Origin of the sequence: Vreelandella indica, from assembly GCF_037070225.1 — a bacterium.
Lineage (GTDB): Bacteria > Pseudomonadota > Gammaproteobacteria > Pseudomonadales > Halomonadaceae > Vreelandella > Vreelandella arctica.
This window is the reverse complement of the sequence record NZ_JBANSO010000009.1, coordinates 112294-127391: the sequence shown is the minus strand read 5'-3', so window position 1 is coordinate 127391 and position 15098 is coordinate 112294. Positions and strand designations below refer to the sequence as shown.

The 15098-nt window shown below is 52.5% G+C and carries 13 protein-coding genes; 10 read left to right on the top strand and 3 right to left on the bottom strand.

Annotated elements, in window-relative coordinates; genetic code table 11:
* Positions 1-39 precede the first annotated feature (39 nt).
* From clpX to V8L71_RS08430, 4 genes are all read left to right on the top strand, one after another.
* Positions 40-1320 carry an ATP-dependent Clp protease ATP-binding subunit ClpX gene (gene clpX / locus V8L71_RS08445; RefSeq protein ID WP_336273825.1) on the top strand — a complete coding sequence of 427 codons (1281 nt, stop codon included), beginning with the start codon at positions 40-42 and terminating at the stop codon, positions 1318-1320.
* A 247-nt stretch (positions 1321-1567) separates the two neighbouring features.
* Positions 1568-3979, top strand: coding sequence for an endopeptidase La (gene lon / locus V8L71_RS08440; RefSeq protein ID WP_336273824.1), 2412 nt, complete (start codon positions 1568-1570; stop codon positions 3977-3979).
* A gap of 196 nt (positions 3980-4175) precedes the next feature.
* Positions 4176-4448 carry an HU family DNA-binding protein gene (locus V8L71_RS08435; RefSeq protein ID WP_007114333.1) on the top strand — a complete coding sequence of 91 codons (273 nt, stop codon included), beginning with the start codon at positions 4176-4178 and terminating at the stop codon, positions 4446-4448.
* A 126-nt stretch (positions 4449-4574) separates the two neighbouring features.
* Positions 4575-6395: a SurA N-terminal domain-containing protein gene (locus V8L71_RS08430; RefSeq protein WP_336273823.1), complete on the top strand. Its 1821-nt coding sequence runs from the start codon at positions 4575-4577 to the stop codon at positions 6393-6395.
* An 88-nt stretch (positions 6396-6483) separates the two neighbouring features.
* Here V8L71_RS08430 and V8L71_RS08425 read toward each other — a convergent pair whose 3' ends face one another.
* Genes V8L71_RS08425 through V8L71_RS08415 form a run of 3 tightly spaced genes read right to left on the bottom strand, consistent with a single transcriptional unit; the run spans position 6484 to position 7865 of the window.
* Positions 6484-7257, bottom strand: coding sequence for a UDP-2,3-diacylglucosamine diphosphatase (locus V8L71_RS08425; protein ID WP_336273822.1), 774 nt, complete (start codon positions 7255-7257; stop codon positions 6484-6486).
* Positions 7258-7270: 13 nt separating this feature from the next.
* A complete protein-coding gene (locus V8L71_RS08420) occupies positions 7271-7771 on the bottom strand; it encodes a peptidylprolyl isomerase (protein ID WP_336273821.1) in 501 nt (166 codons plus the stop codon).
* Positions 7743-7865, bottom strand: a complete 123-nt coding sequence (locus V8L71_RS08415; RefSeq protein ID WP_008956874.1) for a hypothetical protein — start codon at positions 7863-7865, stop codon at positions 7743-7745. The genes V8L71_RS08420 and V8L71_RS08415 overlap by 29 nt, the downstream gene beginning before the upstream one ends.
* Positions 7866-7926: 61 nt before the next feature.
* On the opposite strand from V8L71_RS08415, the gene V8L71_RS08410 reads away from it, so the two are divergent.
* The 6 genes from V8L71_RS08410 (at position 7927) to V8L71_RS08385 (ending at position 14993) form a co-directional block, all read left to right on the top strand.
* Positions 7927-9606: a glutamine--tRNA ligase/YqeY domain fusion protein gene (locus tag V8L71_RS08410; protein WP_336273820.1), complete on the top strand. Its 1680-nt coding sequence runs from the start codon at positions 7927-7929 to the stop codon at positions 9604-9606.
* Between the two features lie 26 nt (positions 9607-9632).
* A complete protein-coding gene (gene cysS, locus V8L71_RS08405; RefSeq protein WP_336273819.1) occupies positions 9633-11027 on the top strand; it encodes a cysteine--tRNA ligase in 1395 nt (464 codons plus the stop codon).
* Between the two features lie 66 nt (positions 11028-11093).
* Positions 11094-12020 (top strand): glycine betaine ABC transporter substrate-binding protein OsmF, encoded by a 927-nt coding sequence (osmF, locus tag V8L71_RS08400; protein WP_336273818.1) that lies wholly within the window; start codon positions 11094-11096, stop codon positions 12018-12020.
* A gap of 48 nt (positions 12021-12068) precedes the next feature.
* Entirely contained in the window at positions 12069-13268 is a 1200-nt protein-coding gene (locus V8L71_RS08395; protein WP_336273817.1) for an ABC transporter permease, read from the top strand.
* Positions 13265-14227 (top strand): ABC transporter ATP-binding protein, encoded by a 963-nt coding sequence (locus V8L71_RS08390; protein WP_336273816.1) that lies wholly within the window; start codon positions 13265-13267, stop codon positions 14225-14227. The genes V8L71_RS08395 and V8L71_RS08390 overlap by 4 nt, the downstream gene beginning before the upstream one ends.
* Entirely contained in the window at positions 14214-14993 is a 780-nt protein-coding gene (locus V8L71_RS08385; protein ID WP_336273815.1) for an ABC transporter permease, read from the top strand. Before V8L71_RS08390 ends, V8L71_RS08385 begins: the two co-directional genes overlap by 14 nt.
* Positions 14994-15098 lie beyond the last annotated feature (105 nt).

Genomic DNA, 15098 nt, shown 5'->3' with positions numbered 1-15098 from the left:
TCCGGCGGCGTAAGCCGCCGCAGTGATAGAGGTATGCGAATGGCCGACGGCAAAGGCAAGGACGAAGGTGGCAAACTGCTCTACTGCTCGTTTTGTGGAAAGAATCAAAACGAAGTACGTAAGCTGATTGCGGGCCCGTCCGTTTATATCTGCGATGAGTGTGTCGACTTATGTAATGACATTATTCGCGAGGAAGTTCTCGAAGCCGATGCCGAGAGCGATGAGGATCGTTTACCTACGCCTCGCGAAATACGTCATACGCTTGATGACTACGTCATCGGACAAGATCGCGCCAAAATGGTGCTTTCTGTAGCGGTGTATAACCACTACAAGCGTCTGAAGACAGATGTGCGCGACGGCGATGTAGAATTAGGTAAATCAAACATTCTGCTGATTGGTCCCACTGGTAGCGGTAAAACGCTGTTAGCGGAGACGATGGCACGGTTACTGAATGTACCTTTTACCATTGCGGATGCAACCACGCTGACGGAAGCCGGCTATGTCGGTGAAGATGTCGAAAACATCATCCAGAAGTTGTTGCAGAAGTGCGATTACGACGTTGAGAAAGCCGAGCGCGGGATTGTTTATATTGATGAAATCGACAAGATTTCACGCAAATCGGATAACCCTTCAATTACGCGTGATGTCTCGGGTGAAGGCGTCCAGCAAGCATTGCTGAAGCTGATTGAAGGTACAACGGCTTCTGTGCCACCTCAAGGTGGACGCAAACATCCCCAGCAGGAATTTGTCCAAGTTAATACGGGCAATATTCTTTTTATCGTAGGCGGTGCGTTTGCGGGGCTGGAGAAAGTTATTCGTGACCGTGCTGAGAAGGGCGGTATCGGCTTCAATGCAGCGGTGAAAAGCAAGGAGTCCTCCCGTGGGGTGGGTGAACTGCTGGCTGACGTAGAGCCTGATGATCTAGTGAAATTTGGCTTGATTCCTGAGTTTGTAGGGCGTTTGCCGATCATCGCGACACTCACTGAGCTCACCGAAGATGCACTGGTGCAGATTCTGACCGAGCCCAAGAATTCGCTGGTTAAGCAGTACGCTAAGCTGTTTGAAATGGAAGATGTGACGCTTGAGTTCAGAGATGAAGCGTTACGTGCTGTGGCTGAGAAAGCGATGGAGCGTAAGACTGGCGCGCGTGGTCTGCGCTCTATTCTAGAGTCAGTGCTGCTTGACACCATGTACGAAATTCCATCACTTGAAGGTGTCAGTAAAGTAGTTATTGACGGTTCAGTGATTGCCGGTGAGAGCGAGCCTCTTTTGATCTATTCTCAGCAAGAAGAAGCGCTAGTCGACGGCACTGATGGTTAGTGGCTAGTTGACCAGTCGGCCCAGCTTTAACCGCTTGCGCTAAAATCAAGGGGTCGCTTAGGCGACCCCTTGTTGTTGAAGAGCCCTGCCGCTGAAGAGCTTTGCCGTTGAAAAGCTTTGTTGTGAAGTGTTACTGCCTAGTCAGCTCAATGCTAATGTGGTTAAAAATCGCTTACTGACGACTGCGCAGTACTTTTCCAAGTACTCTTTTTTAAGTACTCATCCGATTTGCCGAGGAACGTCTGCGATGCAGCAGAACGCCGAACAGACACAATGTCTACCCCTTTTACCGTTGCGCGATGTGGTCGTTTATCCGCAAATGGTAATACCCCTTTTTGTTGGTCGTGAAAAATCTATCCAGGCGCTTGAAGCAGCGATGGAAGCTGATAAGCGTGTATTGCTGGTGGCTCAACGTGAAGCGTCTCAGGATGAGCCGGATAACGCTGATCTTTATTCTATGGGTACCGTGGCTGACATTATGCAGCTGCTCAAGCTTCCTGATGGCACGGTTAAAGTACTCATTGAGGGTAATTTTCGAGCGGATGTACTAAGTGTCGATGAGAATGAAGCTGGCTATACGCAGGCACACTTAACACCACGAGAGAGTGAGCCGCTTACTAGTCGTGAGCAAGAAGCGCTTGTGCGCGTATTACTCAATCAGTTTGAGCAGTACGTCAAGCTGTCTAAGAAAGTCCCTAACGAGGTACTTAACTCGTTATCAGGGATTGAAGACCCAAGCCGCTTGGTGGACACCATTTGTGCTCATCTGTCGCTGAAGATTGGTGATAAGCAGGAATTGCTTGAGATGGATCGTGTGCGCGATCGTATTGAGCACCTGATGGCGCTGATTGAGTCTGAAATCGATCTGTTGCAAGTGGAGAAGCGCATCCGCTCGCGGGTTAAAGAGCAGATGGAGAAGACGCAGCGCGAGTACTATCTCAATGAGCAGATGAAAGCCATCCAGAAGGAAATGGGTGAGCTGGATAATGTGCCCAACGAGGCTGAAAAGTACGAGCTGGCGATTAAAGAGTCCGGTATGCCCAAAGAGGCATCTGAGAAAGCCACGCAAGAGCTTAACAAGCTCAAAATGATGGCTTCAAATTCCGCTGAAGCAACCGTTGTGCGATCTTATCTGGATTGGCTAGTCGCGGTGCCCTGGAAGAAGCGCACACGTGTGAAGCATGATCTCGTCAAAGCTCAGCAAGTGCTGGATGAAGATCATTACGGCCTCGAAGAGGTAAAAGCGCGCATCCTAGAGTATCTTGCCGTGCAGAAGCGGGTGCGCAAGATGAAAGGGCCTGTATTGTGTTTGGTGGGCCCGCCTGGAGTGGGTAAAACCTCTCTCGGCCAATCTATCGCCCGTGCCACCAATCGTAAGTATGTGCGTTTGGCGCTGGGTGGCGTTCGCGATGAGTCAGAAATTCGCGGCCATCGCCGCACCTATATCGGGTCGCTGCCGGGTAAATTGATGCAGCGGATGAGCCGTGCTGGGGTTAAAAATCCCCTGTTCTTGCTGGATGAGGTCGACAAGCTTGGCATGGATCATCGCGGCGATCCTGCCTCTGCATTGCTTGAAGTGCTTGATCCTGAACAAAATAACAGCTTTAGCGATCACTATCTGGAGCTCGATTACGATCTTTCAGAAACACTATTCATCTGTACGGCTAATTCGATGAATATTCCTAGTGCGCTTCTAGATCGTATGGAGATTATTCGTCTGCCGGGTTACACCGAAGATGAAAAACTGGCCATCGCTAAGCGCTACTTATTGCCTAAGCAGTTAGCAGCAAACGGTTTGAAGGGTGATGAGTTAACGCTGGAAGATAGCGCGCTTTTAGAGCTTATTCGCTATTACACTCGTGAAGCAGGTGTGCGTGAGCTTGAGCGTCAGATCGCCAAAGTGTCGCGTAAAGTGCTACGTGAACGCCTTGAAAATGAGCGTGACCCTACCTCTGATCAAGATGGTCAGAGCTTAACGGCCGAACAGATTGAGCACTATGCAGGGGTGCGTCGCTATAGTTACGGTCTGGCTGAGCAAGAAGATCAAATTGGTCGAGTCACTGGGCTTGCCTGGACATCGGTCGGTGGCGAATTGCTTAATATTGAGTCAGTGGTTACGCCGGGTAAGGGGCGAATTAACAAAACTGGCTCGCTCGGCGATGTCATGAAAGAGTCAGTAAGCGCTGCACATACCGTGGTTAGAGCCAGAGCACAAGCGTATGGAATTGATCCTGAGCGGTTCGAAAAAGAGGATCTGCATATCCACGTACCCGAAGGAGCTACGCCTAAGGATGGCCCCAGTGCGGGTATTGCCATGGTGACCGCTATCGTTTCTGCTTACACGCAGCGGGCGGTACGTTGTGACGTGGCAATGACCGGTGAGGTCAATCTGCGCGGTGAAGTGTTGCCCATTGGCGGTCTGAAGGAGAAATTGCTGGCAGCTCGCCGCGGTGGTATAAAGACAGTGCTAATTCCTGAAGAAAACCGTCGTGATCTCAAGGAAGTACCTGACAATATCAAAGGTGCACTTGATATTCGTCCGGTACGTTGGATAGATGATGTCTTAGCCGTAGCGCTAGCTGATAAGGTAGAAGAAGGTGCACCGTTGAAAAGCACCGACGCATCGTATAGTAATACCGTAGTTGCTAGTACTCATTAAGCTGTTAAAGCCCACTTTGGTCTTTAATTTTACTTAATATTTGTGCCCGCTGCTTTGTGTGGCGGGTATCTTACAGCATGGTTGCTTGACAGGTGTTTCAAGGCGTTGCTATAAAACGCAGCTATGCTTTGATCGTTGTACCTATCGGTGACTATGCCGTTCAGAGCCATTTTTTGAAACAGTCAAGGGGTGAAGAGTGAATAAGTCCGAGCTGATTGAAGCCATTGCCGCGTCTGCAGATATCCCGAAAGCAGCGGCAACCCGCGCATTGGATGCCATGGTGGAGTCTGTCACCGATAGCCTTAAGAAGGGCGAAAGCGTATCACTAGTAGGCTTTGGTACCTTCGCCATCAAAGAACGTGCTGCACGCACTGGCCGCAACCCGCAAACGGGACAGCCAATCCAGATCAGTGCTGCCAAAGTACCCAGCTTCAAAGCAGGTAAAGCGCTGAAAGACGCCGTCAACTAATTTGACCGCGTTTGCTGTAACCTAATGGGCGCATCGCATAGGCGATGCGCCCATGTTATTTTCTGGCCCCCTATTTGTTAGGATTTAGTGGGTCGATGTATTTGGCTGTGACTATCTGAGGCTAGCATGCTGCAAAGTATTAGAGATGGCTCCAGGAGCTGGGGTGCCAAAATTATTATCGGTGTTATGGTCGCGGCCATGGCGCTTTTCGGGATTGAATCACTGTTTGGGCTTTTTGGCAGCGATCCAGACGAAGTAGCCAGTGTCAACGGGCAGCCAATCATGCGTCAGCAGGTTGAGCTCGGGGTGCAGCGCGCTTTACGCTCAGGACAGGTGCCGCCTGAACAAGAGCGAGCCCTACGCAGCGACATGCTTGACCAGCTCATCACTCAGGAACTGTTATCCCAGTACGCAGAAGAGGGTGGTTTCGCTGTTTCAGAAGAGCAACTTGATCAACTGATTGTCAGTCTGCCTGAGTTCCATGATCAGGATGGTCGTTTTTCTGCTGAAGTTTTTCGTAACCGCTTAGCGGGCGCAGGCTATACGCCATTATCTTTTCGTGAAGAATTGCGCGTCGATATCCAGCGACAGCATTTACAGCAGGGCCTCGCCTTCAGCGATTTTAGCTTGCCCAATGAGCAAGAGCGTCTGGCAGAGTTGCAGCGCCAGGAGCGGAGCTTGCGCTATGTGGTGCTAGATGGTGACGACGTCGAGGCTGATGTCCATATCAGTGAAGACGACCTAAAAGCCTATTATGATGCCCACCAAGAGCGCTACGAGCGTCCAGAGCAGGTGCGTCTTGAGTATGTGATAGTTGATCGTCAGGCAATGGCAGAAGGCCGCGATGTTGATGAAGAGGCGCTACGCGATGCATGGCGCGAACAGAATCGTGACGCTGACCGCCAAGTCTCCCATATCATGATCACCTTTGGTGACGAACGTACTCGTGATGAAGCTCAGGAAAGGGCTGAAACAGCCAGGCAAGCGCTGAATAGCGGTGAATCGTTTGCCGATACCGCTCTGCGCTACTCTGATGATACGGCCAGTGCCGAAGAGGGTGGAGACCTTGGGGTAATCAGCCGTGGCTTCTTTGGGGATAGCTTTGATGAAGCAGCATTCTCTTTAGAAGAGGGTGATGTATCCCAGCCGGTTGAACTGGATAATGCTTTTCACATTATTCAGGTGACGGATATTCAAGGCCCAACATTTGAAGAACAGCGCGGTGAGTTGGCGCGGGAAGTGGCGCTGAACGATGTTGATGATGAATTTAATCAGCGAGTTCAGCAGCTAATTGATGAAAGCTTCGCTGCTGATGACCTGCAAAGCGTTGCTGAAAGCATTGGTCTTACCCTTAATGAGAGCGATTGGCTTGCCCGTGATGACGAAGTTGAAGGCGTTTTATCCGAGCCTGGTGTGATGTCAGCGGCGTTCAGTAACGACGTGCTGGAAGAGGGTTATAACAGTGAAGTTATCGAGTTAGACCAAGATCGTCGGATGGTGCTGCGTATTGCTGAACAGCGCGATGCGACGTTACTGCCTCTGGATGAGGTCCGCGAGGAGGTCGAAGTATCCGTAGCCGCTGAGCAGCAACAGCAAGCATTGCGTGAAGAGGCGCAATCACTGATTTCAGAACTGCAAGCAGGTGAGCAGGTGGATATCAATTGGCTCGAAGCTAATAATGTTAGTCGTCAAGCCGATACCACCGTACCTCAAACGATTGTTCAAGAAGCCTTCCGCATGCCACGGCCTGATGAAGGTGAGAGCGTTTATCGTGCCGTTGAACTGTCCCAAGGCGTTGCCGTGGTAGCGGTGGATAGCGTTACTGACGGCGAAATTGATGAGCAGATGGAAACGTTTGTCTCACAAATGGCGGAGCAACTGCGTGCTCAATCGGTCCTGCAGGGTTTGATTGATGACTTGCGCAGTGACGCAGAGATAGAGCAATAGAATCGCTTAAGCCTGAGTTAAAAACAGCAAGAGCAAAAAAGCCGATCTCACGATCGGCTTTTTTATATCCGTAAATAGCGGTCTCAGGTCAGGCGTCAGGTAATTCGGTGAAAGAGAACTGACGCAACTTTGGTGCCGTTTGATCTGAGCGCTCAACCACGATATCCCAGCCACGCTGACTATCCCAATCGCCTAACACATAACGTTTGGCGGGTACTTCTTCAACTGTCAGGTCATGTACGTGGGGACGGTGAGTGTGGCCATGAATCATAGTGGCTACACCAAACCGTTCCATCAGCAAAATTACTTCCTGCTGTGTCACATCCATGATTGCCTCAGCTTTATTGGCGTTAGCCTCGCCCGACTGCATGCGTAGGCTTTTGGCCAGCTCTAGACGTTGTTCCAGCGGTAGAGACAATATCTGAGTTTGCCACTCTGGATTGCGCGACTGCTGACGGAAAGCCATGTAGGCTTCATCTTGGGTGCATAAGCTATCGCCATGAAGAAGTACCACAGGTACCCCCTGAATCTCGACTTCCTCAATGTCAGATAGCAGCATCGCCTGACAAGCGTTAACAAAGCGCTCGCCGAGTAAAAAATCACGGTTGCCATGCATCAAATAAACAGTGGTGCCGTCACTGCTAAGCTTGTGCAACCGCTTAATAACCTCTTGAGCCACAATGCTGAGCGGATGGTCAGTGGCATCAAGAAGGTCATCACCCATCCAAGCATCAAAAAGGTCGCCCAGAATATAGAGAGCATCGGCTCCTGGGGCAGTATGCTCTAGGTAGCGGTAAAACCCCTGATTAATCTCAGGGGTGTCGCTACTTAGATGCAGGTCGGCAATAAGCAATGTGCGCATAAAGCTCCCAGTGTCATTCCGCTTCCTTCACGTAAGCGCGTTCGATGATCACGTCTTCAGCGGGTACATCGGCATGCATGCCACGGCGTGTAGTGGCCACGTTTTTAATCTCGTTGACCACCTCCATACCGCCAACGACTTCGCCAAACACCGCATAGCCCCAGCCTTGAAGACTTTTACCGCTGTGATCCAGAAAGCTATTGTCGCCCACATTAATGAAAAACTGCGCAGTGGCAGAATGCGGGTCTTGAGTGCGAGCCATGGCTAGCGTACCAAGAGTGTTTTTTAAGCCGTTGTCAGCTTCGTTGTCGATAGGGTCACGGGTTGGCTTCTGCTCGAAGTCTTTATCAAAACCGCCGCCTTGGACCATGAATCCGTCAATCACCCGATGAAATAGGGTGCCGTCATAAAATCCGTCGCGAACGTACTGCTCAAAATTCGCCGCGCTAATCGGCGCTTTTTCATGGTTAAGCGCGATGGTGATGTCACCGTGGTTCGTCTGTAATACGATCATTGATAAATTCCTGTTCAATAAAGGCGTTCGCCTTGGCGCTGTGCATCGGCGTCACGTTATAATAACGGTTTTGCCCTGCACCGCGAAGTGCCATAGGAGTATCCTATGTTCTCACGGCTCAGTACGCCATCCACCACGAGGTTATCAACACCACCATGACCAACGAGACCACCCCAGCGCCGAACTTCATTCGCAACCAAGTACGCGACGAAATCGAGGGCGGCCAGGTCACTAAAATCGTGACACGCTTTCCCCCCGAGCCCAACGGCTTTTTGCACATCGGCCATGCAAAGTCGATCTGTCTCAATTTCGGGCTGGCGGAGCAAATGGGTGGCGAATGTCATCTACGTTTTGATGATACCAATCCGGCGAAAGAAGAACAGGCATACATCGATGCCATCAAAGAGGATGTCACTTGGCTAGGCTTTGAATGGGCAGGTCCTGTGCGTTTTGCTTCCGACTACTTCGACCAACTCTATGCCTGGGCGCAGCACTTGATGCGAGAAGGAAAAGCCTACGTGGACGACCTTTCGCCGGATGAAATTCGCGAGTACCGCGGCACACTGACGGCGCCGGGTACCCCCAGCCCTTACCGTGAGCGCAGCCCCGAAGAAAACCTTGATCTGCTGGCGCGAATGCGCGAAGGCGAGTTTGGCGAAAGTGAAAAGGTCGTGCGCGCTAAAATTGACATGGCGTCGCCTAATATCAACTTGCGCGACCCTATCCTTTACCGCATCCGCCACGCCAGCCATCACCAAACGGGGGATAAGTGGAAAATCTACCCCTCGTATGACTTCACCCATGGTCAGTCGGATGCCATTGAAGGTGTTACCCACTCGATCTGTACTCTGGAGTTTGAAGATCACCGCCCACTGTATGAGTGGTTTTTAAACAACCTTCCTGTACCCGCCAAGCCGCGCCAAATTGAATTTGCCCGTCTCAATCTTGATTACACGTTAACCTCCAAGCGCAAGTTGAAGCTGTTGGTAGACGAAAAGATTGTCGATGGATGGGATGATCCGCGGATGCCGACGATCTCCGGTATGCGTCGCCGCGGCTACACACCAGCCTCTATCCGCAAATTCTGCGAGATGATCGGCGTCACCCGTGCCGACGGTGGCTTGGTCGATATCGCCATGTTGACCCACGCGATTCGCTCGGATCTTGAAGACAATGCGCCGCGCGCCATGTGTGTGTTAAAGCCGCTGAAAGTCGTGCTCACCAATGTGCCGGAAGATCACGAAGAGATGTATGAAGTGCCGGGGCATCCTGCACGTGAAGATATGACGATGCGCAAGGTGCCCTTTTCTCGGGAGCTTTACATCGATCAAGACGACTTTATGGAAGATGCTCCTAAGAAGTTCTTCCGCCTCGCGCCAGGTAAAGAAGTACGTCTACGCAATAGCTATGTGATTCGCTGTGACGAGGTAATTAAGGACGCGGCCGGTGACATCAGAGAGCTGCATTGTTCAGTGGATTTCGATACGCTGGGCAAAAATCCTGAAGGTCGCAAGGTGAAAGGGGTTATTCATTGGGTAAGCGCTGCCCACGGCGTGCCGGTGGAAGTGCGCCTGTATGACAACCTGTTCACCGTTGAGCAGCCAGATCGTGACAAAGATGTCGACTTCCTAGAGCACTTAAATCCGGAATCGCTGGTCGTTTGTCAGGCAATTGGCGAGCCAAGCCTTGCGGAGGCCACGCCCGAGTCACGCTTCCAGTTCGAGCGCGTTGGTTACTTCTGTGCAGATCGTCATGATTCCACACCAGAGCATTTAGTGTTTAACCGCACCGTGGGATTAAAAGATAGCTGGGCAAAAATCAAGCAGAAGGGCTAAAGGCCAGGAAAAACATGGATAGCCATATGCATATTTACAATACGCTGACGCGTCGCAAAGAACTTTTCACCCCGCTTGAAGCGGGAAAAGTCAGTATGTATGTCTGCGGCATGACGGTGTATGACTATTGCCATCTTGGTCATGCCCGCGTCATGGTCGCCTTTGACGTCATCACCCGCTACCTGCGTGAGCGTGGCTACGATGTTAACTATGTGCGCAACATTACCGATATTGATGACAAGATACTGAAGCGTGCTGACGAAAATGGTGAAAGCATCACCGCGCTAACCGAGCGCATGATTGCCGCCATGCACGAAGATGAAGCGCGTCTGTTTGTTTTGCCACCGACTCATGAGCCCCGCGCCACCGGTCATATCGACGATATCGTGGCAATGATTGAAACGCTGATTGCAAAAGGCTTTGCCTATGCGGCCGATAACGGCGATGTTTACTACCGTGTACGCAAGTTTGCCAATTACGGCAAGCTCAATAATCGCCAGCTAGACGATATGCGCTCTGGTGCTCGGGTGGATGTTGATGTTCATAAAGAAGATCCACTCGACTTTGTACTTTGGAAGGCTGCAAAACCGGGTGAGGCCCACTGGTCGTCGCCGTGGGGTAATGGGCGTCCCGGCTGGCACATCGAGTGCTCGGCGATGTCGACCTGCTGCTTGGGTGATACCTTCGATATTCACGGTGGCGGGCCGGATCTAACCTTTCCGCATCATGAAAATGAGATTGCGCAAAGCGAAGCGGCCACCGGCAAGACCTACGTCAAAACCTGGATGCACGCTGGGGCAGTGCGGGTGAACAAGGAGAAGATGTCCAAATCTCTGGGCAACTTCTTCACCATTCGCGATGTACTGGCCGAACACGACCCTGAAGTGGTGCGCTTTCTGCTGGTGGCCAGTCACTACCGTAGCCCGATCAACTATTCGGTGGACTCACTGACCGAAGCACGCAAATCGCTGACACGTTTATACACAGCGCTAGAAAGCGTCGACACTGACGCTATTGCCAGCAGTGAAGCATCCCCTTACCGAGAGCGTTTTACTCAGGTCATGGACGATGACTTCAACACGCCTGAAGCGTTGGCAGTCATGTTTGAGCTGGCGCGTGAAGTCAATCGCGCCAAGCAGGAGCAGCCCGACGAGGCCGCTAGGCTTGGGGGCGAGCTCAAGCAGCTAGGGGCTATTTTGGGGCTGCTTCAGCAGGCGCCGCAAATTTTCCTGAAAGGCACGCAGCAACAGGGTATGCCGCTTAGTGAAAGCGAGATTGAAGCGAAAATTGCTCAACGTATTGAGGCGAAAGCGAATAAGGACTTCGCTCAGGCGGATGCGGTTCGCGATGAGCTCGCAGCCCTGGGGATTATTCTTAAAGACTCACGCGAAGGTACTTCTTGGGTGTTAGAAGCACCTTAAACGCTGATGGCTCTTATACTTCATAAGAGCCTCAGTAAAAAAGCCCACTTCAAAAGGAATTCCAAGATGCGCTTTTCAGCTAATCCTATCATTGCTAAGCCCCTAATCGTTGCTTGCGCCGTATCCGTTATTTCCCTTTCCCAGGCCAGCGCCAATGAGCCGGTAGTGGTGTCCTTCAAGATCGACACGGAAGGGTCGGTGTTGGGTGAGCTGATCATTCAGACCTTGGAACGCAACGATATTGCTACCGAAAACCGCTTGCAGCTTGGTGGTACTAGTGTTGTGCGGTCGGCATTAGAAGCTGGCGAAATTGATGTGTACCCTGAGTACACGGGCAATGGTGCCTTCTTTTTTGATATGGCCGACAGTCCAGTGTGGAACGATGCGGATCAAGCGTTTGAAACCGTTAAAGAGCGTGACGCGGAACAAGACTTGGTCTGGCTGCAGCCAGCTAGCGCTAACAACACCTGGGCAATGAGTGTCCGCGAAGACGTAGCCACTGAAAATGAATTGGTCAGTTTAGAAGACCTCGCGGCCTATCTGGCGGAAGGGGGGGAGTTCAAATTTGCCGCCAGCGCTGAATTTGTGGAATCCGCACAGGCGTTACCTGCGTTTCAGGAAGCCTACGGTTTTGAATTGAGCGATGAGCAACTGCTAGTGCTGTCGGGTGGCAATACTGCTGCCACCATGCGTGCCGCCGCCCAGCAAACCAGTGGCGTTAACGCCGCCATGACTTATGGCACCGACGGTGGCTTAAGTGCACTGGGTCTGGTCGTACTGGAAGATACTAAAGGTGTGCAGCCCGTATACCAGCCTGCCCCCGTGGTGCGTGAAAGCGTACTGGAAACGTATCCAGAAATTGAAGCGCTGCTCAATGAAGTTTTCACCAGCCTAGATTTGGTGACTCTGCAAAAACTCAACGCCGATGTCGCCGTTAACGGGCTGTCTCCAGCCCAAGTGGCCGGTGACTATCTCGACACGCTTAATAACTAATGCTTGATGTTCTTAACAACCAATGCTGACGCTCGGGATAACTAATTAATGTCACTAATGGATGCACTGCCCACCCCGCGGCTTCGTTGGGAAGGGCGGCACCCGAATATTGTGCTTGTTAGCCTTAGCCTAACGATGCTGGCCGCGTTCTGGTTTCTTGACGTGGTCAGCATGGCCCCTAACCGCATTGTGTTAGGTACAGGATATGGCGCCTTCGCGGCTTTTGGTTGGCCCGGTGCGCTATTAGTAACGTTATTGCTCTCCTGTGTAGGCATTCTCGCCTGGCAGCCTAGCCAGCGTCACTACCGGGCGCTGCTAACGGCGGTGGTCGTCATAATGGCGCTGATGCCGGTGGGGTTGATGGCGAGCAGCTATTTACTCATTGACCCTGAGATGCCTCAAGCGCGTTTGGGTTTGGGGGCAGCGTATTGGGTTGTACTGTTTGTACTCCTGCTGTGCTTGGTAGAACTACGGTTACGCTTAAACCTCACGCGGATATGGCCTACGCTGCTGCTGTGTGGCATTGCGCTGGTGTGGTGGCTCTGTGCGGCTTTAGGGCTGGAAACGCTTGCCCTCGTTCAAGAATTTAAAGCCCGTGATCAACAGTTTCTAAGCGCCGTCGCGCAACATATTAAGCTGGTTGGTATCGCAGTTAGCGTAAGTATTGTGCTTGGGCTAGCGCTTGCCATGCTGATGCGCCGTTACGCCCGGCTCCAGAAGGGCGCATTCGCCGTCCTCAATTTTCTTCAAACCATTCCCAGCTTGGCGCTATTCGGTCTACTGCTGGCGCCACTCGCTTGGCTTGCCGCCAACGTGCCTTTTTTAGGCCAGCTTGGCGTTAGCGGTATTGGTACAACGCCTGCCTTAATTGCCCTCATTGCCTATAGCCTGCTGCCTATTGTGCGCAATACCTATACCGCGCTTGAACAAGTGAGTCCCGACACATTAGAAGCCGCCAAAGGGATGGGCATGCGTGCCGGGCAGCGCTTTTGGCAGGTGCGGTTACCGCTGGCGCTGCCGGTGCTGTTGGAAGGGGTGAGGATTACCACTGTACAGGCCGTTGGGCTCACCGCGGTTGCCGCACTGATTGGTGCAGGCGGACTGGGTACATTTATTTTTCAAGGCTTAGGTCAGGCTGCCATGGATATGGTGTTGCTTGGCGCGTTGCCTATTTTAATGCTGGCTCTGGTGGTGGATGCGGGCTTAGGTGCCTTGGCAGAAGCGCTGCGCCCCGGAGGAACAAGATGATCGAGCTCTCCCACGTATCCAAGCGGTTTGGGGATGAAACCGCGGTGGACGATATTTCGCTACGGGTACCGAAGGGTAAATTCTGTGCCTTGGTGGGTACCTCTGGCTGTGGTAAATCGACCACGCTACGTATGATCAACCGCTTAATTGAGCATAGCGAAGGCGACATCATCCTCGATGGCCAGGCGATTGACGCGTATGACCCGGTGAAATTACGCCGCCGGATTGGCTATGTGATTCAGCACACCGGGCTTTTTCCCCACTGGAACGTTGCGCGCAACATCGGCCTGGTGCCACGCTTATTGAAATGGTCAGCAGCCGACGTCCAGTCGCGGGTGGCGGAGTTAATGCATTTGCTCGGCTTGCCGGTGGATGAGTTTGGGCATAAATACCCGCATCAGCTTTCCGGAGGGCAGGCGCAGCGAGTAGGCGTTGCCCGTGCCCTGGCGGCAGACCCGGATATATTGTTGATGGATGAACCCTTCGGCGCGCTCGATCCTATTACCCGTGAAAAACTCCAGGATGAGCTGGGCAAGCTGCAAGGGCGGTTGCACAAAACTGTGGTGTTCGTGACCCACGATATGGATGAAGCGCTAAAGCTGGCAGATCACTTAGTGGTGATGCGTGAAGGGCGAATCGTGCAACAAGGTTCACCGCTGGCGCTATTGCAAAACCCCGTCGACCCTTTTGTCGAGTCGCTGCTGGGTGGCCTTGAACGGGGCCTTAAGCAGGCGGCGTTAACCCGTGTGAAAGATCACATGACCTCTATGGGGCCTACTTTACCCGCCCAGTCGCGAATACCGGCGGACTTCTCGCTACGTCAGGCACTCTCCATGATGCTGCGCGACCACAGCGATAGGCTTGCCGTCGTCGACCAGCACGATGTTCCCATTGGTGAACTATCGCTGCGCAGAATTATTAAGGAAGCTCAGTTGGATAAGGGAAATGCGCGTGAGTAATTCGCTTAGCGTCGCGCAGCCCACCAAAAAAGCGCCGCTGTGGCTATGGCCGTTGGTGTGGGGTCTACTGCTGCTGCTCAGTGTCCTGGCGATGTCCGCTGCCGAGCCCTTGTTTCGCTGGATAGAGCCTGATGCCCGCCAGGTAATCTACGACCGCGCCGGTTTTGTCACCTTGCTAGGCCGCCACCTCTTTGTGGTCGGTATTGCCGCGGTGGTGACCATTATCGTGGGGGTCGCCGCAGGCATTGCCGTTACCCGCAGCTGGGGCAGTGATTTTCTACCGCTAGTGGCCCAGTTGGCATCGCTGGGGCAAACGTTTCCCCCGGTGGCCGTCCTGGCGCTGGCGGTACCCGTTCTGGGTTTTGGCACCTTACCGATTATTGTCGCTCTGATGCTCTATGGGCTGCTGCCTATCGTGCGCAATACCCTTGCCGGTCTGCAGGGCGTCGAAGGCGATATTAAAATGGCGGCTCACGCGATGGGCATGAAGCCGGTACAAATCCTGCGCCAAGTTGAACTGCCGCTGGCAGCGCCGGTCATTTTGGCGGGCATCCGTACTTCGGTGACCATCAATATCGCCACGGCTGCCTTAGGAGCTACCGTGGGAGCCAGTAACCTGGGCGACCCGATTATCTCCGGCATCGTGAACGGCAATATGGCCTATGTGGTACAAGGGGCACTGACCATTGCGTTGTTGGCCCTGACAATTGATAGTCTGTTCGAAGTGTTGCAGCGCCGACTCCGTGCGCGCACCTCTGATACCTAGGGAGCCCCTGATTTTCTGCGTTTTAACCTCTCTGCGTCTTAAGTAGCATCCCTAAAGTCCTTGTGCTGCGTTATTGTCCTAAACGTTGTGGTAGCTAGATGTTGC

What these genes read in the sequence shown, in the direction of transcription:
- clpX (WP_336273825.1), top strand. Translation starts at nt 40, where the DNA reads ATGGCCGACGGCAAAGGCAAGGACGAAGGTGGCAAACTGCTCTACTGC.
- lon (WP_336273824.1), top strand. Translation starts at nt 1,568, where the DNA reads ATGCAGCAGAACGCCGAACAGACACAATGTCTACCCCTTTTACCGTTG.
- V8L71_RS08430 (WP_336273823.1), top strand. Translation starts at nt 4,575, where the DNA reads ATGCTGCAAAGTATTAGAGATGGCTCCAGGAGCTGGGGTGCCAAAATT.
- V8L71_RS08425 (WP_336273822.1), bottom strand. Translation starts at nt 7,257, where the DNA reads ATGCGCACATTGCTTATTGCCGACCTGCATCTAAGTAGCGACACCCCT.
- V8L71_RS08420 (WP_336273821.1), bottom strand. Translation starts at nt 7,771, where the DNA reads ATGATCGTATTACAGACGAACCACGGTGACATCACCATCGCGCTTAAC.
- V8L71_RS08415 (WP_008956874.1), bottom strand. Translation starts at nt 7,865, where the DNA reads ATGGCACTTCGCGGTGCAGGGCAAAACCGTTATTATAACGTGACGCCG.
- V8L71_RS08410 (WP_336273820.1), top strand. Translation starts at nt 7,927, where the DNA reads ATGACCAACGAGACCACCCCAGCGCCGAACTTCATTCGCAACCAAGTA.
- cysS (WP_336273819.1), top strand. Translation starts at nt 9,633, where the DNA reads ATGCATATTTACAATACGCTGACGCGTCGCAAAGAACTTTTCACCCCG.
- osmF (WP_336273818.1), top strand. Translation starts at nt 11,094, where the DNA reads ATGCGCTTTTCAGCTAATCCTATCATTGCTAAGCCCCTAATCGTTGCT.
- V8L71_RS08395 (WP_336273817.1), top strand. Translation starts at nt 12,069, where the DNA reads ATGTCACTAATGGATGCACTGCCCACCCCGCGGCTTCGTTGGGAAGGG.
- V8L71_RS08390 (WP_336273816.1), top strand. Translation starts at nt 13,265, where the DNA reads ATGATCGAGCTCTCCCACGTATCCAAGCGGTTTGGGGATGAAACCGCG.
- V8L71_RS08385 (WP_336273815.1), top strand. Translation starts at nt 14,214, where the DNA reads ATGCGCGTGAGTAATTCGCTTAGCGTCGCGCAGCCCACCAAAAAAGCG.